Origin of the sequence: Sphingomonas sp. GM_Shp_2, assembly GCF_026540875.1 — a bacterium.
Classification (GTDB): Bacteria; Pseudomonadota; Alphaproteobacteria; order Sphingomonadales; family Sphingomonadaceae; genus Sphingomonas; species Sphingomonas carotinifaciens.
This window is the reverse complement of record NZ_JALNUQ010000067.1, coordinates 1-20215: the sequence shown is the minus strand read 5'-3', so window position 1 is coordinate 20215 and position 20215 is coordinate 1. Positions and strand designations below refer to the sequence as shown.

Annotated in this window: 22 protein-coding genes; 12 read left to right on the top strand and 10 right to left on the bottom strand. The window is 68.4% G+C overall.

Annotated elements, in window-relative coordinates; translation table 11 throughout:
• From OXR08_RS17355 to OXR08_RS17340, 4 genes are all read left to right on the top strand, one after another.
• Nucleotides 1–713 (top strand): c-type cytochrome (locus OXR08_RS17355; protein ID WP_267351764.1); only part of this gene is annotated, 713 nt, incomplete at its 5' end.
• Nucleotides 714–780: 67 nt separating this feature from the next.
• Nucleotides 781–1239, top strand: coding sequence for a GreA/GreB family elongation factor (locus tag OXR08_RS17350; protein ID WP_267351762.1), 459 nt, complete (start codon nucleotides 781–783; stop codon nucleotides 1237–1239).
• The gene (locus OXR08_RS17345; RefSeq protein ID WP_112381051.1) at nucleotides 1239–1418 is read left to right on the top strand and encodes a hypothetical protein; all 180 of its coding nucleotides are present in this window, start codon (nucleotides 1239–1241) and stop codon (nucleotides 1416–1418) included. Before OXR08_RS17350 ends, OXR08_RS17345 begins: the two co-directional genes overlap by 1 nt.
• Nucleotides 1419–1873: 455 nt before the next feature.
• A complete protein-coding gene (locus OXR08_RS17340; protein WP_267351761.1) occupies nucleotides 1874–3043 on the top strand; it encodes an NAD(P)/FAD-dependent oxidoreductase in 1170 nt (389 codons plus the stop codon).
• Nucleotides 3044–3050: 7 nt separating this feature from the next.
• Here OXR08_RS17340 and OXR08_RS17335 read toward each other — a convergent pair whose 3' ends face one another.
• From OXR08_RS17335 to OXR08_RS17325, 3 genes are read right to left on the bottom strand one after another with little or no spacing between them, the layout of a single operon-like run.
• Entirely contained in the window at nucleotides 3051–4295 is a 1245-nt protein-coding gene (locus OXR08_RS17335) for an SPOR domain-containing protein (protein WP_267351760.1), read from the bottom strand.
• 1 nt (nucleotide 4296) lies between these two features.
• Nucleotides 4297–4746, bottom strand: coding sequence for a hypothetical protein (locus tag OXR08_RS17330; protein WP_112381054.1), 450 nt, complete (start codon nucleotides 4744–4746; stop codon nucleotides 4297–4299).
• A complete protein-coding gene (locus tag OXR08_RS17325) occupies nucleotides 4746–5459 on the bottom strand; it encodes a ParA family protein (RefSeq protein ID WP_149680853.1) in 714 nt (237 codons plus the stop codon). The genes OXR08_RS17330 and OXR08_RS17325 overlap by 1 nt, the downstream gene beginning before the upstream one ends.
• Before the next feature lie 146 nt (nucleotides 5460–5605).
• Between OXR08_RS17325 and OXR08_RS17320 the strand changes: the two genes are divergently transcribed.
• Nucleotides 5606–6592 (top strand): SPOR domain-containing protein, encoded by a 987-nt coding sequence (locus OXR08_RS17320; protein ID WP_149680854.1) that lies wholly within the window; start codon nucleotides 5606–5608, stop codon nucleotides 6590–6592.
• Between the two features lie 19 nt (nucleotides 6593–6611).
• On the opposite strand, the gene serB is transcribed toward OXR08_RS17320, so the two are convergent.
• On the bottom strand, nucleotides 6612–7496 hold the full coding sequence (serB, locus tag OXR08_RS17315) for a phosphoserine phosphatase SerB (protein WP_149680855.1): 885 nt from the start codon (nucleotides 7494–7496) through the stop codon (nucleotides 6612–6614).
• Between serB and miaA the strand changes: the two genes are divergently transcribed.
• The 5 genes from miaA (at nucleotide 7495) to OXR08_RS17290 (ending at nucleotide 12798) form a co-directional block, all read left to right on the top strand.
• A complete protein-coding gene (gene miaA / locus OXR08_RS17310; protein ID WP_267351755.1) occupies nucleotides 7495–8421 on the top strand; it encodes a tRNA (adenosine(37)-N6)-dimethylallyltransferase MiaA in 927 nt (308 codons plus the stop codon). The genes serB and miaA overlap by 2 nt on opposite strands.
• Nucleotides 8422–8509: 88 nt before the next feature.
• Nucleotides 8510–10270 (top strand): acetolactate synthase 3 large subunit, encoded by a 1761-nt coding sequence (locus tag OXR08_RS17305; RefSeq protein ID WP_112381719.1) that lies wholly within the window; start codon nucleotides 8510–8512, stop codon nucleotides 10268–10270.
• A gap of 143 nt (nucleotides 10271–10413) precedes the next feature.
• Nucleotides 10414–10929, top strand: a complete 516-nt coding sequence (gene ilvN, locus OXR08_RS17300) for an acetolactate synthase small subunit (RefSeq protein ID WP_112381059.1) — start codon at nucleotides 10414–10416, stop codon at nucleotides 10927–10929.
• 107 nt (nucleotides 10930–11036) lie between these two features.
• Nucleotides 11037–12056, top strand: coding sequence for a ketol-acid reductoisomerase (gene ilvC, locus OXR08_RS17295; RefSeq protein WP_149680857.1), 1020 nt, complete (start codon nucleotides 11037–11039; stop codon nucleotides 12054–12056).
• A 136-nt stretch (nucleotides 12057–12192) separates the two neighbouring features.
• Nucleotides 12193–12798 carry a YceI family protein gene (locus OXR08_RS17290; protein WP_267351753.1) on the top strand — a complete coding sequence of 202 codons (606 nt, stop codon included), beginning with the start codon at nucleotides 12193–12195 and terminating at the stop codon, nucleotides 12796–12798.
• An 18-nt stretch (nucleotides 12799–12816) separates the two neighbouring features.
• On the opposite strand, the gene OXR08_RS17285 is transcribed toward OXR08_RS17290, so the two are convergent.
• Nucleotides 12817–13212: a BLUF domain-containing protein gene (locus OXR08_RS17285; protein ID WP_112381062.1), complete on the bottom strand. Its 396-nt coding sequence runs from the start codon at nucleotides 13210–13212 to the stop codon at nucleotides 12817–12819.
• Nucleotides 13213–13498: 286 nt separating this feature from the next.
• Between OXR08_RS17285 and leuA the strand changes: the two genes are divergently transcribed.
• Nucleotides 13499–15157 (top strand): 2-isopropylmalate synthase, encoded by a 1659-nt coding sequence (gene leuA / locus OXR08_RS17280; protein WP_267351751.1) that lies wholly within the window; start codon nucleotides 13499–13501, stop codon nucleotides 15155–15157.
• Between the two features lie 35 nt (nucleotides 15158–15192).
• Nucleotides 15193–15984, top strand: a complete 792-nt coding sequence (locus tag OXR08_RS17275) for a hypothetical protein (protein ID WP_267351749.1) — start codon at nucleotides 15193–15195, stop codon at nucleotides 15982–15984.
• A 176-nt stretch (nucleotides 15985–16160) separates the two neighbouring features.
• Here OXR08_RS17275 and OXR08_RS17270 read toward each other — a convergent pair whose 3' ends face one another.
• The 5 genes from OXR08_RS17270 to OXR08_RS17250 form a co-directional block, all read right to left on the bottom strand.
• On the bottom strand, nucleotides 16161–16427 hold the full coding sequence (locus OXR08_RS17270; RefSeq protein ID WP_267351748.1) for a hypothetical protein: 267 nt from the start codon (nucleotides 16425–16427) through the stop codon (nucleotides 16161–16163).
• Nucleotides 16428–16432: 5 nt separating this feature from the next.
• Complete coding sequence (locus tag OXR08_RS17265) at nucleotides 16433–16975, bottom strand: phosphoribosyltransferase family protein (RefSeq protein WP_267351747.1); 543 nt, start codon at nucleotides 16973–16975, stop codon at nucleotides 16433–16435.
• Between the two features lie 63 nt (nucleotides 16976–17038).
• Nucleotides 17039–17851, bottom strand: coding sequence for a helix-turn-helix domain-containing protein (locus tag OXR08_RS17260; RefSeq protein ID WP_267351746.1), 813 nt, complete (start codon nucleotides 17849–17851; stop codon nucleotides 17039–17041).
• Between the two features lie 189 nt (nucleotides 17852–18040).
• Nucleotides 18041–19039: a helix-turn-helix domain-containing protein gene (locus OXR08_RS18725; protein ID WP_267351744.1), complete on the bottom strand. Its 999-nt coding sequence runs from the start codon at nucleotides 19037–19039 to the stop codon at nucleotides 18041–18043.
• The coding region (locus OXR08_RS17250; RefSeq protein WP_267351742.1) for an MFS transporter at nucleotides 19036–20215 on the bottom strand (1180 nt) is incomplete at its 5' end. The genes OXR08_RS18725 and OXR08_RS17250, both read right to left, overlap by 4 nt.

The window sequence follows — 20215 nt, the reverse complement described above, 5'->3', positions numbered from 1 at the left end:
CCGACAAACAGCTCTACTGGATCCTGAAACACGGCGTGAAATATAGCGGCATGCCCGCCTGGCCCGCACCGGAACGCGGCGACGAGATCCGGGCCATGGTCGCCTTCGTCCGCGCGTTGCCGGGCATGACCCCTGCACAGTACCGCGCCCTGACCCAGGATGCCGCCGCTGCCGGCACCGTCGGCGTTCGCGGCATCCGTACCGCCACGCTCACCGGCTGCATCGCCTGCCACGGCGCGGACGGCCGCGGCCGCAACCAGCCGGACATCCCCGTCCTCGGCGGCCAGACCCCCGCCTATCTGCTCACCGCCCTGCGCGCCTACGCCACCGGTGCCCGACACAGCGCGGTGATGCAGAACGCCGCCGCCGCGCTGACCGAGCAGGAGATGCGTGCCCTCGCCACCCACTTCGCCGCCATGCCCGGCCTCGCCCCCGTCGCGCCCGCGCCGGACCCCATGGCACGACGCATCGTCCAGCAGGGCATCCCCCGCCTGCAACTTCCCGCCTGCGCCAGCTGCCACGCCCCGGGCAAACCCTACCCCGTCCTGTCGGGCCAAAAGCCCCTCTACCTCGCCCAGCGGCTACGGCACTGGAAAGGCGACAAGAATGTCGTCGACGCGCGCAAGACCCACGCCACCATGCCGGTCATCGCCCGCCGTATTCCCGACGAGATGATCGACCGGCTGGCCCGCTATCTGGCGGGGCAGCGCTAGGCCGCTATTGCGGGCGGCGCCCGCCCCGGCCATGGACCCGCGCCATGCCCCAAAGCGTTGTTCATCCATGAGCGTAGCCTTTCGCCGAGAATCCGACGAGGAACATCTCGAACCCAAGTTCGAGCTGCCGATCCCGCCCGGCCCCAACCTCGTCACGCCGCGCGGTCTGGCGCTGATCCGCGACCGCGTCGCCGAACTGGAACGCCAGATCGCCGCGGCCCCCGCCGACGCCAGGGACGCGCTCAAGCGCGACCTCCGCTACTGGAACACGCGCGCCGCCACCGCCGAGCTCGCACCCCCGCCCGGGTCGGACGAGGCCGGCATCGGCACCCGTGTCCGCTTCCGCCTGAATGGGCAGAGCCGCACGCTGGAGATCGTCGGCCATGACGAGGCGGACCCTGCCGCCGACCGCATCGCCTTCTCCGCCCCCCTCGCCCGCGCCCTGATCGGCGCCACCCCCGGAGAGCAACTCGACTTCGCCGGCCGCACCGATGCGATCACCCTCGACAGCGTGGAGCCGATCTGATGGCCGAAAAGTTCGAACGCCACCGCCAGCCCTGGCGCCCCGACGAGATCCAGAAGCTGCACACCCTCGCCAAGAAGGGCATGGCGCTCAAAGCGATATCCAAGGCGATGACCCGCAGCGAGGAGTCGATCAAACAGCGCGCCAAGGAAGACGGTCTCTCTATCGCAAAGCTGCGTTAAAAGAGCTGGTTCACGCGAAGACGCGAAGCCGCGAAGAAGTTCGTTTCACGCGGAGACGCGGAGACGCGGAGAGTTTCCCGAGCCGAAGGCTCTCGAACCCCACTGGCTTCAACATCGTCTTCCGAACGAGAGGACGCGCGTCATCACCATGAACGCAACACCTCCGCGTCTCCGCGTCTCCGCGCGAACCGACCTTCTTCCTTCTCTCCGCGCCTTCGCGTCTTCGCGTGAACCGACCTTCTTCCTTCTCTCCGCGCCTCCGCAAGAACCAAATCCGCTGTCCTACACACCCCCCATCCCCTATGTCCCGCCCATGACCCCGGCCGCGCAAAGCCCGCCCCCCTCTCCGAAACCGACGATTGCAAAAACGGTAAGTGGACACGGCCTAGGGGGTGTAGTGTCCACTTACGAGTCGCCGCAGCCGCCCCACTCCCGTCAAGCCGGCGAATCCAACAATGCATTATGACGCGATCATTCTCGGCGCCGGTGCCGCCGGCCTCATGGCCGCCGCCGTCGCCGGCCAGCGCGGGCGGCGCATCCTCGTGCTCGACCATGCCGATGCGCCGGGCAAGAAGATCCTGATCTCGGGCGGCGGCCGCTGCAACTTCACCAATATCGGCACCGCCCCCGACCGCTTCCTGTCGGCGAACCCGCATTTCGCCAAATCGGCGCTGCGCCGCTACACCGCCGCCGACTTCCTCGCGCTGGTCGAGGCGCACGGCATCGCCTGGCACGAAAAAACGCTCGGGCAGCTCTTTTGCGACGGCTCCGCGCGCCAGATCGTCAGTATGCTGCTCGACGAATGCGACCGGGGCGGCGTCCGGATCGAACTGGGCCAGCCGATCACCGATGTCGCCCATGCCGATGGTCGCTTCCGCGTCCGCCATGGCGGCCTCACCCATGAGGCGGACCGCCTGGTCATCGCCACCGGCGGGCCGAGCATTCCCAAGATGGGCGCGACCGGCTTCGCCTATGATCTCGCCCGTCGCTTCGGCCTGAAGGTGGTCGAGCCGCGGTCCGCGCTCGTCCCGCTCACGCTGGGCGGCGAGGAAACCCTGTTCCGCAGCCTGTCGGGCGTCGCGACCGAGGTCGTCGCCCGCTGCCACAAGGCGCAGTTCCGCGAAGCGGCGCTGTTCACGCATCGCGGCCTGTCCGGCCCCGCCATCCTGCAGGTCTCGTCCTATTGGCGCCACGGCGATGCGGTGACGATCGACTTCCTGCCCGACAGGGACGCCGACTGGCTGATCGCCGCCAAGCGCGCGACGCCGCGCCTTTCGCCGCGCCGGGCATTGGCCACCCACTTGCCCGACCGTCTCGCCGAAACGCTGGCCGATCGCCTGAACCTCGCCCCCGATCTTGCCGGCTGCACGGACAAGGCTTTGCGTGCCGCCACCGATCGGCTGTCGCGCTGGCCCTTCACCCCCAACGGGTCCGAGGGACTTGCCAAGGCGGAGGTTACCGTTGGCGGCATCGCCACCGCCGAGCTGTCGTCACAGGATATGCAGGCCACCCGCGTTCCCGGCCTGTATGCGATCGGCGAGGCGGTGGACGTCACCGGCTGGCTCGGCGGCTACAATTTCCAATGGGCATGGGCCAGCGGCTGGGCCTGCGCACAGACGCTGTGACGCCCGGTCAGCGCGCGGCCAGCATGATCCCGCCGCGCGCCCATGCCGCCACCCGGTCGCCGGCCTGCCGCCGCACGAAACAGTCGCCGCCCGCCGTCTTCAATCGCCGGCACAGGCCCTCGGCATCGCCCCGTGCGAACCCGCCGACCGACAGCCGGTACACCGTGCCGTCCGCCGACCGGAAGGTCGTGCTGCGCGGCGCATGTTCGCCGATCCGCGCAAGCCGCTGCGCGATCCGGCTCCACGCCTCGCGTGCGCCCTCCGCACTGCCATAGGCGCCCAGCTGGACGTACCATTCCCCCGTTGCCGGATCGGCGCGCCGCGGCACCACCGGGTCCCCGCCGATGCGGGTCCTGCCGTGCAGGGGCTGCACCACTTCACGCGGCGCCGCGAACACGATCGCCGGCGGCCTCGTCACCGGCGGCACCGGCTGCATCGGCACGTCCTCGATCTGCCCGGCACCCACCTTCTCGGCAAGCTGGGGCGGCGCGACCGGCGCCGGCGCGTGCAGTGCCAGCGTCAAGGGCTGTCCTGCGTCCGCAACCGGCGTCACCCCCAACAGCGTCGCCACCTGGTCCGCGGCGCCATGCGGCTGCGCAAAGTCCGCCCATTGCTGCATCCGCGCATCGACATCCGCCGGCGACATGTCGGTCGCCGCCACCACCCGCGCCATCTGCCAATTGCCGGCCAGCGCCAGCGCCAGCGCCAGGTTCTGGCGCACCTGTGCGCCCGCACCGGGTTCGCGCGCCGCCGCGGTCAGCATCGCCACCGCGCCGGCCGGATCACCCGCCAGCGCCAGTGCCAGTCCATGGTCCGCCGCGGGAATCCGCGTGGCATGTTCGGCCAGCACGCCCCGCGCGGCCAGCCAGTCGCCACCTGCGATCGTCGTCAGCGCCAGGTTCAGTGCGGCGCGCCCATTGTCCGGCTCCAGCGCCAGCACATCGCCAAAGGCCGCTCGCGCCGCCACGAACCGCCCCGTCTTCAGATAGCTTTGCGCCAGCACCAGCCGGTATCCGGCGTCGCGCGGCCGCAGGCGCACTGCCTCCTCGGCAAAGTCGACCGCCGCCACGGCATCCTGCTTGGCCAAAGCACGCTGCGCACGCTTCGCCGCCTTGGCCGCTGCCTTCACCGCCTGCGCATCGCCGCCATTTGCCACCGCGGGCGTCATGCTGCGCGATTGCACCGCACAGCCGCTCACGGCACTGCCCAGCACCAGGGCGGACACGCCCAGCGCAATGATCGATCGCGTCATATCAGCCGTCCTTTGCCGACACCTGGACGGCCAGCGCATCCACCTGGGGCATCGTTGCCAGAAACTGGTCCAGCGCCTGCGTCACCAGGCTTTGCGCGGATTGATGCGCCAGTGCACTCGCCAGCCGCAGCCGCAGGTGCCGCTCGCCGTCCAGGCGCAACGTGAATGCGGCCCGACCCGTCTTGCGCACCTGTGCGGCACTGTCGCGCCCGATTTGCGCGGCGGCCGCCGCCGACAGGGTCGGCCCGCCAGCCACTTCGCGTGCCAGCGCGGCCCGTTCGACCAGCACGGGCGGCAACACGTCCGGTGCCGGCGCGCCCGCGCCCATGTCGTTCCAGCCCAGATCGTCCGGTCCGGCCGCGTCCTGCCGCCGCATCGCCGGGCGCGCCTGGCCCTTGCGGGCGAGCAACCCGGACGACAGCGACGCCGCGGGCTTGGGCTGCGCGGCCATCAGCTCACCACCCGCCGGCCAAAGCCGTTCGCCTGTGGCCGCACGCCCGCGCCAATCACGGCAGAGGGCACGCTGAACACGGTACGCCGGAAGTTCTTCTCCAGCCGATCCGACACATAGGTCCACAAGGCGGCGACCTCCGCGGCGGAGCGCCCCTTGGCATCCACCTCCATCACCGTGCGCCCGTCGATCATCGATGCGGCGAAATCGGTGCGCTGGTGGATCGTGACCGGCGCCACCGTGCCATGCTGCGCCAGTGCCAGCGTCGCCTCGGTGGTGATCCGCGCCTTGGGTGTGGCGGCGTTGACCACGAACAGCAGCGGCTTGCCCGCCCGGTCGCACAGATCCACCGTCGCCCCCACCGCGCGCAGGTCGTGCGGGCTCGGCCGCGTCGGGATGACGATCAGCTCGGCCACCGCGATCACGCTCTGGATCGCCATGGTGATCGCGGGCGGCGTGTCGATCACCGCCAGCCGGAAACCCTCCTGCCGCAACGTCTCCAGGTCGGCCGCCAGCCTTGTCACGTTGGTCTGCGCAAAGGCGGGCGTCGGCGCCTCCCGCTCGTTCCACCAGTCCGCCAGCGACCCTTGCGGATCGATGTCGATCAGCACGACCGGGCCCTGCCCCGCCAGTTCGGCCTGCACGGCCAGATGTCCGGACAGGGTCGTCTTCCCCGACCCGCCCTTTTGCGATGCCATCGCCAGAACGCGCATATTCCCCCGTTCTCCGCTATGGAGCCCTTTGTTAAGCGCTCTGGTGGCACCAGGCCCGATAAGGATGGGTTAACACCGTTCCGTGTCCGATCCGGTCCACTATGGTTGGAACGTGTCGCAGGGCCGATGAACAGGAATAAGGGTCGATGGTGATGAAGCGGATGCTTGGCTTGCTGTTGGTGGCGGCATCGATGGGCGCGGCATGGCCCGCGGGCGCCGATGTGAAAGCCGGCGTGGATGCCTGGGGCCGCGGCGACTACAAGGCTGCGGTCGAACAATGGCGCGGCCCCGCGGTCGCCGGCGACCCGGACGCGCAGTTCAATCTGGCGCAGGCCTACAAGCTCGGCCGCGGCGTGCCGCTGGACCCCGCGCTCGCCGAAAGCTGGTTCCGCAAGGCCGCGCAGCAGGGCCATGAACAGGCGCAGGACAATTATGGCCTCGCCCTGTTCCAGTCCGGCAAGAAGGGCGACGCCGTGCCCTGGCTGGAAAAGTCGGTCGGCCGCGGCGAACCGCGCGCGCAGCTCGTGCTCGGCACCATGCTCTTCAACGGCGATGGCGTGACGCGCGACTATCCGCGCGCCTATGCGCTGATGACCCGCGCGTCGCAGGCCGGGCTCAACGCCGCGTCCGAGACGCTGTTGCAGATGGACCAGTATATCACGCCCGCCGATCGCGAACGCGGCACGCGCCTGGCCCAGCAATATGCCGCGCAGGCCCGCACCCTCGCTCCCCGGCCGACGCTGGCCGCCACCCCGGCCGCGACGCCGCCGGCACCGCGCCAGCCGGCCATCCGCACCACGCCGCTGCCCGCCTCGTCCCCTGTCGCGCCGAAACCCACCCCCGTCGCCGCAAAGCCGACCCCGGCTGCGCCCAAGCCGACCCCGGTTGTAGCCAAGCCCGCGGCGACCCCCGCCAAATCCGGTGCGTGGCGCATCCAGCTCGGCGCCTTTCGCGACCGCGCCAATGCCGAGGCGCAGTGGGGCAAGGTCCGCGCCAGGCTGACCGGCGCCCAACCCTTCTACGTCCCCGCCGGCGGCGTCACCCGGCTTCAGGCCGGCGGCTATGCCACCCGCGCCGCCGCGACCCAGGCCTGTGCCCGCTCCGGCGTGCCCTGCGTGGTGGTGAACGGCTGATCGCGACCGGGTGGAGGGGTCAGCCCTCCACCCACGCGCTCTGCGCAATCCCTTGCGCATGGAGCAGCGCGGTCAGGTCGCCATGATCCACCCGCGCGCCCGCTGCGCCCGCGACGATCGGCTTGGCCCGGAACGCGATGCCAAGCCCGGCACGGCGGATCATCGCCAGGTCGTTCGCGCCGTCGCCCACCGCCATGCTCGCGCCCGGCTCCAGCCCGCGCTCGGCCAGTGCCGCCAGCAGCGTCGCCTCCTTGGTGTCCGACCCCACGATCGGCTTGCGCACCCGGCCCGTCAGCCGTCCGCCCTCGATTTCCAGCACATTGGCGATCGCCCGGTCGAACCCGATCTCGGCCGCGACCGGCTCGGCAAAGCGGGTGAAACCGCCCGACACCAGCACGGTCAGGCTGCCGCGCGCCTTCATCGTGCGCACCAGCGTCCGTGCGCCCGCCATCAGGGTCACGCGTTCGGCCAGGCACTGCGCGATCACGCGCTCGTCCAGCCCTTCCAGCAGCGCGACGCGCGCATCCAGCGCCGCCCCGAAATCCAGCTCGCCGCGCATCGCCCGCTCGGTCACCTCGGCGACCTCCGCCTTGATCCCGGCATAATCGGCCAGCTCGTCGATGCACTCGACCGTGATCATGGTCGAATCCATGTCCGCGACCAGCAGCCGCTTTTCGCGTCCCTCGCTCGGCTGCACCACGATATCCGTCGTGGCGAACGCGCCCTCCAGCGCTTCGCGAGCCACCAGCGGGTCGCCCGCAAAGTCGATATCGGCGGCCACGCCGCGATCGATCCAGCGCCGCGCCCCCGGCTCGATGGATGCGGCCGCCAGCCGATCCGCCGCCGCCTGCAAATCCCCGTCGGCCAGCCGGCCACCTGCTGCTATCAGCGTCGCTGTGAACATGAAGGCTCCTTTACCGAAGGTCGCGCTCATCGCAGGGCCAACCGCCAGCGGCAAGTCCGCTCTCGCGCTGGACCTTGCGCTGGCGCACCGCGGCACGATCATCAACGCCGACTCCGCCCAGGTTTACCGCGACCTGCGCATCCTGACCGCAAGGCCCCCGGTCGAGGAGGAAGCACGCGTGCCCCACCGCCTGTTCGGCCATGTCGATGGTGCGGATGCCGGCTACTCCGCCGCCCGCTGGGCCAGCGATGCAAAGGCCGCGATCGCCGAGGCGCTGGCCGAGGACCGGCTTCCCATCCTGGTCGGCGGCACCGGCCTTTATCTGCGTACCCTGCTGGATGGCATCGCGCCGGTTCCCGCCATCGACGCAAGCGTCCGCGCCGCCGTTCGCGCCCTACCCGTCGCACAGGCCCATGCCGCGCTGATGGTCGAGGATCCGGCGGCCGCCGCCCGCCTCAACCCCGCCGACACCACCCGCGTCGCCCGCGCGCTGGAGGTCGTCCGCTCCACCGGCCGTCCACTCGCCGCATGGCAGGCGCACAGGCATGGCGGCATCGCCGACACGATCGAGCCCCGTGCCCTCGTTCTCCTCCCCGATCGGGACTGGCTGTTCGCGCGCATCGACGCCCGCTTCGCCGACATGCTCGCCACCGGACTGGAGGAGGTCGCAGCACTCGTCGCCCGCACCGACCTTGCCGCAGACGCGCCCATCCGGCGCGCGATCGGGGTGCCCGAGGCCAGCGCGCTGCTTGCCGGCCATCTTTCTCCCGACGAAGCCGCTGCCGCCGGCGCACTCGCCACCCGGCGCTATGCCAAGCGGCAATATACGTGGTTTCGCAACCAGTTGGACGATCATTGGCATCGCATTTCCGACCATGACAACGAAACGCGCCGCAATGCAGCGGACATTTTATTACGAAACTGATGGTTGACACGAACTTTTATCATCGGTAGCCGCCCCTTGGACGAGGCGCTACGGCGGTTCGTCCCGTGTGCCAGTGAAAGGACCGATGATGACGGAGAAGAGCGGAGCCGATATTCTGGTCGAGGCGCTGTGCGATCTCGGCGTGGAGGTCGTCTTCGGCTATCCGGGTGGCGCCGTGCTGCCGATCTACGACGCGATGTTCCGTTATGCGGAAAAGAGCGGCGGGCGGCTGCGTCACATCCTCGTTCGCCACGAACAGGCGGCGACCCATGCGGCGGAGGGGTACGCCCGCGCCACGGGCAAGCCCGGCGTGGTGCTCGTCACCTCCGGCCCCGGTGCCACCAACGCGGTCACCGGCATCACCGACGCGCTGCTCGATTCGATCCCGATGGTCGTCATCACCGGTCAGGTGCCGACCGCGCTGATCGGCACCGATGCGTTCCAGGAGGCCGACACCGTCGGCATCACCCGCCACTGCACCAAGCATAACTATCTGGTGAAGGACCCCGCGCGCCTCGGCGCCGTGGTTCACGAGGCTTTTCATATCGCGACTTCGGGCCGCCCGGGGCCGGTCGTGATCGACATTCCCAAGGATGTGCAGGTCGCCACCGCGAAATATGCGAAGCCGGGGCCCATCCAGCACAAGACCTACCGCCCCCGCATCAAGGCGGAACCGAGCGAGATCGAGCAGGTGGTCGACATGCTCGCCGCCGCCGAACGCCCGATCCTTTATACGGGTGGCGGCATCATCAATTCGGGTCCGGCCGCCTCGCAACTGTTGCGCGAGCTTGCGCGGATCAGTGGTGCGCCCGTCACCTCGACGCTGATGGGCCTTGGCGCCTTCCCGGCCTCCTCGCCGCAGTTCCTCGGCATGCTCGGCATGCATGGCACCTATGAGGCGAACATGGCGATGAACCAGGCCGATCTGGTGATCGCGCTTGGCAGCCGTTTCGACGACCGCGTCACCGGCCGCCTCGACTCGTTCAGCCCGAACAGCCGCAAGGTGCATGTCGATATCGACCGGTCGAGCGTGAACAAGAATGTTCGCGTCGACCTGCCCATCATCGCCGATGTCGGCCATGCGATGGAGGACATGGTTCGCGTGTGGAAGGCGCGCCAGCATCCCCGGCCCGAGACGGGCGACTGGTGGCGGCGCATCGCCGGATGGCGTGCGGTCAACTGCCTGTCCTTCCCGGAAGTCGGCGACGCGATCATGCCGCAGCGCGCGGTGCGTGCCTTGTGGGAGGCGACGCACGCACGCGATCCGATCATCACCACCGAGGTCGGTCAGCACCAGATGTGGGCCGCGCAGCATTTCGGCTTTGAAAAGCCCAACAAGTGGCTCACGTCGGGCGGGCTCGGCACGATGGGCTATGGCCTGCCCGCCGCGATCGGCGCGCAGATCGGCAACCCGAACGCGCTCGTTATCGATATCGCGGGTGAAGCCTCGATCCAGATGAACATCCAGGAACTGGCCACCGCCAGCCAATACCGCCTGCCGGTCAAGATCTTCATCCTGAACAACGAATATATGGGCATGGTCCGCCAGTGGCAGGAACTGACCTATGAAAGCCGCTATGCCGAAAGCTATTCGGACTCGCTGCCCGATTTCGTGAAGCTGGGCGAGGCCTATGGCTGGAAGGGTATCCGCATCGAACAGCGCGACGAGCTGGATGACGGTATCCAGGCGATGCTCGACCATGACGGCCCGGTCATCGTCGACTGCCGCGTGGCGAAACTCGCCAACTGCTTCCCGATGATCCCGAGCGGCGCGGCGCACACGGACATGATCCTCCAGGCCAACGAGGTCTCGGGCACCATGGACGACGAGGCCAAGGCGCTGGTCTGAGATCTTCGATCCTGCCGCCCTTCACCCCCCTCCCGCATGCGGGAGGGGTTAGGGAAGGAAAAAGCGCAGACGCCCGCCATCCCCCGGTACCTCTTCCAGCCTTCCAGCCCCTCCCGTCAGCGGGAGGGGAGAGCGAGATCGCCATGCACATCAAGACCGAAGCCACCGAACGCCACACGCTGGCGGTCATTGTCGACAATGAACCGGGCATCCTCGCCCGGATCGCCGGCCTGTTCACCGCGCGCGGCTATAATATCGAAAGCCTGACCGTGTCGGAGATCACCGCCGACAAGGGCGTCAGCCGCATCACCATCGTCACCAGCGCCTCGCCGCCGGTGATGGAACAGATCATTGCGCAGCTCGACCGCCTCGTGCCCGTCCACAAGGTCACCGACCTCACCGCACTGGGCGCGCATGTCGAACGCGAGCTGGCGCTGGTAAAGGTCAAGGGCACCGGCGACCACCGGATCGAGGCGCTGCGTCTGGCCGAGGTCTATCGCGCCCGCGTCGTCGATGCGACCATCGGCTCCTTCGTCTTCGAAGTCACCGGCACGATCGAGAAGATCGACAAGTTCGTCGAGCTGATGGGCGAAGTCGGTCTGGTCGAGGTCGCCCGTACCGGCATCGTCGCCATCGCCCGCGGCCGCGAAGCCGCCTGATCCAAACCCCTCTCCCACCGGGAGAGGACGGGGCCCATGGCAAGGCCATGGGAGGGTGAGGGCGAACACCCCACCCGCTCCCCAATCCATAGAAAGGAAGTGCCACAATGCGTGTCTATTACGATCGCGATGCCGATCTGAACCTGATCTCCGAAAAGAACATCGCCATCCTCGGCTATGGTTCGCAGGGCCACGCCCATGCGCAGAACCTGCGCGATTCGGGCGTCAAGAACATCGCGATCGCGCTGCGCCCCGGCTCGCCCTCCGCTGCCAAGGCCGAAGGCGCCGGCTTCAAGGTTCTTCCCAACAAGGAAGCGGCCGCCTGGGCCGACATCCTGATGATCCTAGCCCCCGACGAGCATCAGGCCGCGATCTACGAGGCGGATATCAAGGGCAATCTGAAGCCCGGCGCCGCGCTTGCCTTCGCGCACGGCCTGAACGTCCATTTCGGCCTGATCGAGCCGCCCGCGGACGTCGACGTCATCATGATCGCGCCCAAGGGTCCCGGCCACACTGTGCGGTCGGAATATGTGAAGGGCGGCGGCGTGCCCTGCCTGATCGCGATCCATCAGGATGCCAGCGGCAATGCGCATGACGTGGCGCTTGCCTATGCCTCGGGCGTCGGCGGCGGCCGCTCGGGCATCATCGAGACGAACTTCAAGGAAGAGTGCGAAACCGACCTGTTCGGCGAGCAGGCCGTGCTGTGCGGCGGCGTCACCCACCTCATCCAGGCCGGGTTCGAAACGCTGGTCGAGGCCGGCTACGCCCCCGAAATGGCCTATTTCGAATGCCTCCACGAAACCAAGCTGATCGTCGACCTGCTCTATGAGGGCGGCATCGCCAACATGCGCTATTCGATCTCGAACACCGCCGAATATGGCGACATCGTCACCGGCCCGCGCATCATCACCGACGAGACCAAGGCGGAGATGAAGCGCGTCCTCGCCGACATCCAGTCGGGTCGCTTCGTGCAGAAGTTCGTGCTCGACAACCGCGCCGGCCAGCCCGAGCTGAAGGCCGCGCGCAAGCTGGCCGCCGCGCATCCGATCGAGAAGACCGGTGCCGAGCTGCGCGCGATGATGCCGTGGATCGGCGCGAACAAGCTGGTCGACCAGACCAAGAACTGACCCGCATCGGCCCTCCCCTCGCCCGTGCACCGGGCGGGGGGAGCGCTACTCGCGCAACCGTCTGTTTCCATTCCGGACCTTTCGGCTCGGCGCACTTCATGGTCAAATCGGTCATCCAACAGGAGACCGAACACCCATGCGCCTGATCCTTGCCGCGGCCCTCGCCGCGTCCCTCGCCTCCACCCCCGCGATTGCCCAGACGCTCCCCGGCGCCCCCGTCGCCTCGCGCGTCACCGCCGGCACCTACCCCGTCGATGCCGCGCACACCCAGGTCACCTGGCAGGTCAACCACATGGGCTTCACCATGCTCGAAGGCCAGTTCGGCGCCTCGGACGGCACCCTGACCATCGACCCGGCCCGCCCCGCCGCCACCACGGTCGACGTCACCTTCAAGATCGACGACCTCTCCGTCACCAGCGCCGCCTTTGCCAAACACCTGAAGAGCGCCGACTTCTTCGACGTGGCCAATCACCCCACCGCCCGCTTCGTCTCCACCTCGGTCAAACCCTCGGGCAACACCGCCGTCATCACCGGCAACCTCACCATCAAAGGCATCACCAAGCCCGTCACCCTCAACGCGACCTTCATCGGCGCGGGCGCCAACCCAATGAGCAAGAAGCTCAACATCGGTTTCCGCGCCACCGGCTCCATCAAGCGCAGCGATTACGGCCTGGGCATGGCGGTCCCCGTCGTATCCGACAAGGTCGACCTGACGATCAACGCCGCCTTCGCGGCTCAGTAAAAGCGGTGCCCGCGCGGATCAGGCAGCCCGCTTGATCCGCGCGAAACTCGCAAAGGTCGCCTGCACCGATGCCGAGGCATTGGCCGTCAGCGCCGCGATCCGCGCCAGTCCGTCCGCATCATCCTCACCCGGCGCCCGGTACGCCATCGCCCATCCGCCGAAGCTGCGCGCCGCGACGCTGCGGTCGGACAGCACGACCAGCGCATGGTGCCGGGCATCCGCCTGGATACGCGTGAACGTTGCGTTCACCGCCGCCTCCTCGCCTTCCAGTGCCTGGAGGAAGCGCTTCCCGTCGAAGAACAACAGCCCCGTCACGTCCGCGCGCGCATTGTTGCGGCGCGACGCCGCCAGGATCGCGGCGGCATCGGCGGTCACTCCGTGACGAACCGTGCTGATATAGACGAGCTGGCGCATGAGGGGGTCCGATCGATAAAAGACGCTGGCAAACAAGGCCTTGTGGTTACACCGTGCCCGTTAACGGAATGTTCGTCGCCGCACCCCTGCCGACAATGGTAGACAAATTCCCGGCCACCGGCCATGAACGCGATCATGATCGATCGCACCGGCCTGCTGCTACGACTTATCCGCCCTTAGGGTGGACGGGCGTGACGCGCGCGCTTCCCTAAGGGCAAGATGAACCGCTAGCGCCAACCGACCGCGTCATCTTTCCTCCCACGCGGTCCGACCGGAAGACTCGATCATGCTCCGCGATCCCACAACCAAATACCGCCCCTTCCCGCCCATCGCCCTGCCCGACCGGACATGGCCGGATGCCGTCATCACCCGCGCGCCGCGCTGGCTGTCGACCGATCTGCGCGACGGCAACCAGGCGCTGATCGACCCGATGGATGCGGAAAAGAAGACCCGCCTGTTCGACCTCCTGGTCAAGGTCGGCCTGAAGGAGATCGAGGTCGGCTTTCCATCCGCCGGCGCCACCGAATTCGACTTCATCTCCGGCCTCGTCTGCGAGGGCCGCATTCCCGACGACGTGACGATCCAGGTCCTCACCCAGTCGCGCCGCGACCTGATCGAGCGCAGCTTCGAAAGCCTGGACGGCGCGACGTCGGCGATCGTCCACCTCTACAACGCCGTCTCGCCGGCATGGCGCAAGATCGTCTTCGGCATGACCCGCGACGAGGTGCGCGAGATCGCAGTCGCCGGCGCCAAGATCCTGCGCGACGAGGCGGGCAAGCGTCCGAACACCGCCTGGCAGTTCGAATACAGCCCGGAAACCTTTTCCACCGCCGAACTCGATTTTTCGGTGGAGGTCTGCGCGGCGGTCATGGACGTGCTGCGCCCCACGCCCGAAAAACCGCTGATCCTGAACCTGCCCGCCACCGTCGAATGCGCGACGCCAAACGTCTATGCCGACCAGATCGAATGGTTCTGCCGCAACGTGCCGAACCGCGACAGCGTCGTCATCTCGCTCCACACGCATAACGACCGCGGCACCGGTGTCGCGGCGGCGGAGCTCGGCCTGATGGCGGGGGCCGACCGGGTCGAGGGCTGCCTGCTCGGCAATGGCGAGCGGACCGGCAATTGCGACCTCGTGACGGTCGCGCTCAACATGTACACGCAAGGTGTCGATCCCCGGCTCGACCTGTCGGATATCGACGCGGTGGTGAACACCGTCACCTATTGCACCAACCTGCCCGTTCACCCGCGCACCCCCTATGCGGGCGATCTCGTCTTTACCGCCTTTTCGGGCAGCCATCAGGACGCGATCAAGAAGGGCTTCGCTGCGCAAGGGCAGCGCAACGACGGCTTGTGGGAGGTTCCCTATCTCCCCATCGACCCCGCCGATCTCGGCCGCAGCTATGAAGCGGTGATCCGCGTCAACTCGCAAAGCGGCAAGGGCGGCGTCGCCTGGGTTATCGAGCAGGACAAGGGGCTGAAGCTGCCCAAGCGCCTCCAGGCCGATTTCTCGCAGCATGTTCAGGCCATGGCCGACGAAACCAGCCGCGAGCTGAACGCCGCCGATATCTGGAACCGGTTCGAGGCGACCTATCTGCCCCGCCCCGGCGACCGCTTCGAACTGGTCGACTACGAGGAAAGCGGCAGTGCGGGCAACCGCCTGTTCGTCGGCCGCCTGGCGGTGGAGGGCGAGCAGCGCTCGATCTCCGGCCGCGGCAACGGCCTGATCTCGGGCGTGATCGCCGCGCTGGCCGACAGCACCGGTCCGGCACTGGAAATCGTCGACTATAACGAACATGCCATCGGCCACGGCGCCGATGCGCAGGCCGCCGCCTATGTCGAGGCCCGCACCGCCGACGGTCGCACCGTGTTCGGCGTCGGCATGGACACCGACATCGCGACCGCCAGTGTTCGTGCGGTGCTCAGCGCGGCGAACCGGGCCTGACCATGCACGGCCGGGCGCCACGGTCCCCATCGTCCGTGAGCCCGGCCTTGTTGCTCCGCCATCTGCCGGAGCGTCATCGCCTGTTTCTCCGCCGCCGCGGTGCCTCGCTCGGGCTGACGCTCATCGCGCACCTGCTGCTGGCATGGCTGCTGCTCCATCTCGCACCCAGTTTCACGCCGCAGAAGAAGGGGCCGACCACCAACAGCTTCTCGCTGTCCCCCGAAACCGAGGGTGGCGACGCCCCCGCCCCCACCAAGCAACCGAGCGCGGAGAAATCCAGTCCCTCCGCCGGCGCACCGCCCGCAGCCAAGGTTCCCAAACCGCCCACCCCCATCGAACCCAGGACGAAGCCGGCTGAGGAAGCGCCCGCCACCCCCTGGCTATGGGGCGACAAGGCGCTGTTCGAGGCGAGCGATATCGCACGCATCCCCAATGCCGGCCCGGTCGGCCGGGGCGCAGGTACCGCGCAGGGCGATGACAGCGGCGCCGACAGTGTTGCCGCCTATGGCCCGGGCGCCGGTCCCGGCGGTCAGCGGCTCTACAAGGCCGACTGGCTGCGCGAGCCGACCGACGCCGAACTGAACGGCTATCTGCCGCGCAACATCCCGCCCAATGCGTGGGCGGAAATCGCCTGCCAGACGGCGCCCGACAACCGCGTCGAAAATTGCCGGGTTCTAGGCGATTCGCACATGGGCAGCGGCCTCGCCCGAACCTTGCGCGAAGCCGCCTGGCAATTCCGGATCCGCCCCCCGCGCATCGGCGGCAAACCGATGATCGGCGCCTGGGTCCGCATCCATTTCGACTTCACGCGGAAGCCCGGCGAATAAATCCGTCGGAACAGGTTCACGCGAAGACGCGAACATGTCTCGCGAGCCGAAGGCTCACTCATCCCGCACAGCTAACGCCGGTCTTCCGTCCAAAGGGTCACGCAACACCCCGCCAAACGCCTCCCCTTGGCGTGTTCGCGTCTTCGCGTGAGAACCCTTCTCTCGACACCCGCGGATCACCCTGCGTCGGGCGAAAGCCGCCCCATCGCATCCAGATAATCCTCCGCCGCCCGCCGCTGCGCCGGGTCCTTGAACGCATCCGCCGGAAAGGGCGCCGCCCCCAGGGCATCCAGCAATACCCACAACGCAAATCGCCGCCCCGGTTCGCGCTCGGTGCCGAACGCGATCTTCACCTGTTCCACACCATCCGCCAGAGCCTCGGGCGACAGGGCGGACAGGTCGGTCGTGCCGAAATAATGGTGCAGCAGATCGTCGAAATGCATGAACGTCAGCCCAGCCGTTCGGGGACGGCCTGCGCATCCTCGACCACGCTCTCGGCTGGGGCTACCGCCTCCCAGGGGAAGACGAACCAGTTCTTGAACACGGTCCGGTCGATCCGCTGCGCGAAATAATCCACCCGCTCGGTCGAGGTGACGTTGTCGATCAGCGTCGCGAAGCGCACCGCCGCCATATCCGCTCCCGCATCGGCCAATGCCGCCCGGATGAAGCGGATCGTGCGCCCGCTATCGTTGATGTCGTCCACGAACACCAACCGCGTGCCCCCCGCCGTGCGCCGCGCCAGTTGCACCAGCAGGTCCGCGGAAAATGCCGGTTCCTGCGAGGAATAATCCACCGACAGCATCGGCAGGCCGGTGGCGTGGCTCAAGAACGTGCCGGGCACCAGTCCGCCCCGCCCGATGCCGACGATGAAGTCGGCCCGCCACGTCGTGTCCGCCGCCAGCTGCTCCGCGATCGCCAGCGTATCGGCAACGAACCGTGTCTGTTCGATCGGCGTCAGGTCGGGGGTGGGCATCGGGGCGAACTCCTGCATGGGCGTGGGGTTGGCGCCATAGCCCGCTCGCTCGCCCCGCGCAAAATCCCGCTTCCCGCCGCCTTACCGGTTTCGCAACACCGCATCCAGGAACGGCGTCGGCATCGCCATGAACTGCCTGGGCGTCATGCCCAGGAAGTAGCGGGCATCGCGCAGGAAATGCGGCACGTCGAAATAGCCGTCCTCCAGCGGATCATATTTCCCGTTCGGCCCCAGCATGAACAGCCGCACGAACGCCCGCAGGAAGCGGACGCGCATCAGCAACAGCTTGGGCGTCATCCCGAAATAGCGGACCGCGATCCGCCGCAACGTATGTTCGGACATGCCCAGCCGCTCGGCAACCGCCGACGCGCTGTGATGCCCGCCCTCGTTCAACACTGCGATCAACGCCGTGATCATCGGTTCGTCGTCATGCGGCACGGCCAGAAGCGGTGCCAGCGCCGCCTCGATCGTCTCCATCGGATCGGAGCCCGTCGCCGCGACCACCATCGCCTCCGCCAGCGTTGCCGCCGCCCCGGTGGGCAGAATCGCATGCAATGGCATGAAGCGGTTGTGCGCCGTGCTGGCGGAGTGCCGTGTCAGCCGTGCCCAGGCCTGTGCGGTCAGCCCCAGCGACAGCACCCGCCCCCCTTGCGTCTGCACCCGCACCACCTGCGATGTCGGGCCGCACAGCGCCACTGACGGCACTGGATCGAAGCGACGTGCGCCGATCATCGCAGTCATCGGCCCGCCACCCAGCATCACGCAGATCTGCGCCGGCCCCGGCAGCAGCCAGTCGACCGCTACCTGTCCCACGCCGCCCCCGGCATGATAGATGCCCGCGCCCGCGATCAGCCCCGCCAACGACGTCGGCGGCTTCAACCGATAGGCAACCATATTCTCCCGGACGCCTGCCTCTTGCGCTGCAGGCGTGGATTTGCGCTCCACCGCCAAATCCACATGCCCCCCCAATGTCATCCCCACCCCGAAACCGGGCCTTTTTCGTCATGCACAGGCATGAAGTTTTCGCCAATGCCTCTACGTCTCACTTGTGAGACAAGTTGATCTCGATCAAATTCCATCCGGCTAACTGACTTCCGCCTGCCACATCCGCATGGCGATGCGTGGATCATCGGTGTCGGTGTCCAGCGCCATCATCTGCCGATACGCACCGGGCCGCACGCCAAAACGATCGGTAAACAAGCGACTGCAATGACTGGAGCTTTCGAAACCACTGTCCAGCGCGATGTTGGCAAAGGGCCGCTCGTCACGCGGATCGCCTAATGCCCGGCGCACCCGTTCCAGCCGCCGCAACTGGATATAGCCGGCCAATCCGCCATACGGCCGAAACGTGCGATACAGCGTGGCGCGCGACAGGTCGCTGGTCGCAATGACCTCGCTGGCGGTAAAATCGGGGTCGCTCAGCCGTGCGTCGATCAACGCGCGGATTCGCTCGATCCGGGCGGTTGCGCGCCGGGCCGCCAACAGTTCGGGGGCCTCGTCCACCGCCTTGCCCAGCGCCACCGCGACCAGCGCCGACAGCGCCGTCATCGCCGGTTCGTGCGCCGCGTCGGACAAGGTCGCGATCCGCTCGACCAGCGCCCGCAGATAATCGCCCAGCAACCCCGCGCCCGGCCCGGTCAGGATCGCCCCGTGCAGCCCGTCCAGTTGACCCGCCGCCCCCGCCAGGCGGTCGCGCGCGATGCTGACGGTCACGATATGCGCGTCATAGGATCGCAGGCGCATCGGCAGCATCATGTCCAGTAGCAGCGCCTCGCCCGGCAGAAGCTGGCGAAAGCCTTCGCCCGTATCCACCGCCTGATCGCCCGACAGGACAAAGGTCAGCGTGAAATGGTCGAACGCATCGCGCTGCACGCGGGCGGCGTCCCGCTCATGGCCCACCCCGCGCAATCGGCGGTCGAACAACAGGCCGCGGTGCAGTCGCCAGGCCCGCACCTTTGCCGCAAATGGTCGGCTCAACCGTACGGCGTCCGCGCCCGGCGCGTAGAGTTCGCGGTAGCGGACGAAGCTGTCGTCGGGGGACAGCTTGTCGCTGTCGAACTGCCATTGGTCGGGCGCAGTCACGGCGCCGCCGGCGCCATGGATGGACGTCCCAACTTCCGACTGACGATCAGCAGCAGGAGCGCGGCCGCCGCGGCTGCGATCATCACGATCATCAGTCCCCCGGCAATGCCCCCCGCATTGTGTCCGCTCGCCACGCCCGCCGCCAGCGGCCCGATGCCGATGCCGACCAGCGTGATCACGGTCAGGAACGCGCCGCTGGCCTGTGCCCGGCGCGCCGGGGCGATTTCCTGCTGCACCATGAACAACCCGGCAAACGCGCTCATCCCCAGCATCGTCGCGGCCAGCGTGATCCCCGCCACCGCCACGGTCGTGCCGGCGCCGACCGCCACCAGCGCCGGCACGATCGCCAGCGCGAGCAGCGTGACCAGCGCCGGCCCTCCCCGTTCGCGCGCCTGCGGCCACCGCGCCATCATCACCCCGCCCAGCCCCTGCCCCAGCGGCGACCCGATCAGCATGGCGATCACCCCGACCATCGCCGCCCGCGCCGGCTCCAGCCCATGCTGCCGCGCCATCAGCGTCGGCAGCCACGCTGCCAGGCTCTGGATCACCAGCACCGGCATCGCGGCCAGCAGGTACAGCAGCATCGTCCTCACCCCGCCCGCCGGCGTCGGGGTCGGCGCGGCCGCGCTCCCCTGCGCCGCCATGGCCCCGCTCACCTTGGCCCGCCACCGGATCAGCACCATCAGCAGCACGATGTTGGGCAGGATCGTCACCACGCACAGCCACCGCCACCCATAGGGTACCGCCCCCACCCCGAACCACGCCAACGCCGCCAGTCCGCCCCCCGCACTCACCAACGCAACGTTCCGCCCAAAGGCCGACGCCACGGTGAACATCGCCAGCCCCGCCGCCCGCGCCCGCCCCGGCCGCGCTGCGACCAGCGCCATTGCGGCGGGAATGAACGCCGCCTGCCCAACCCCCATGCCAAGGCGGACGGCCGCAAGCCCCTCGAACGAATTGACAAATCCCATCGCCGCACCGCTCGCCGACCACAGGGCGATCCCGCCGGCCAGTCCGTGCATGGGTTTGCGGGGGAAGAGGGCGGCGGTGGCGTAGGGGAGGGCGAAGCAGGGGCCGAGGAGGAGGCCGGTCGCGGCATCGTCCAGGGCGAGGCGGGGGCCGAGGACCGGCATGAGCGCGGCCAGCGTGAAACGGTCCACAAAGGCGAGGAAATGC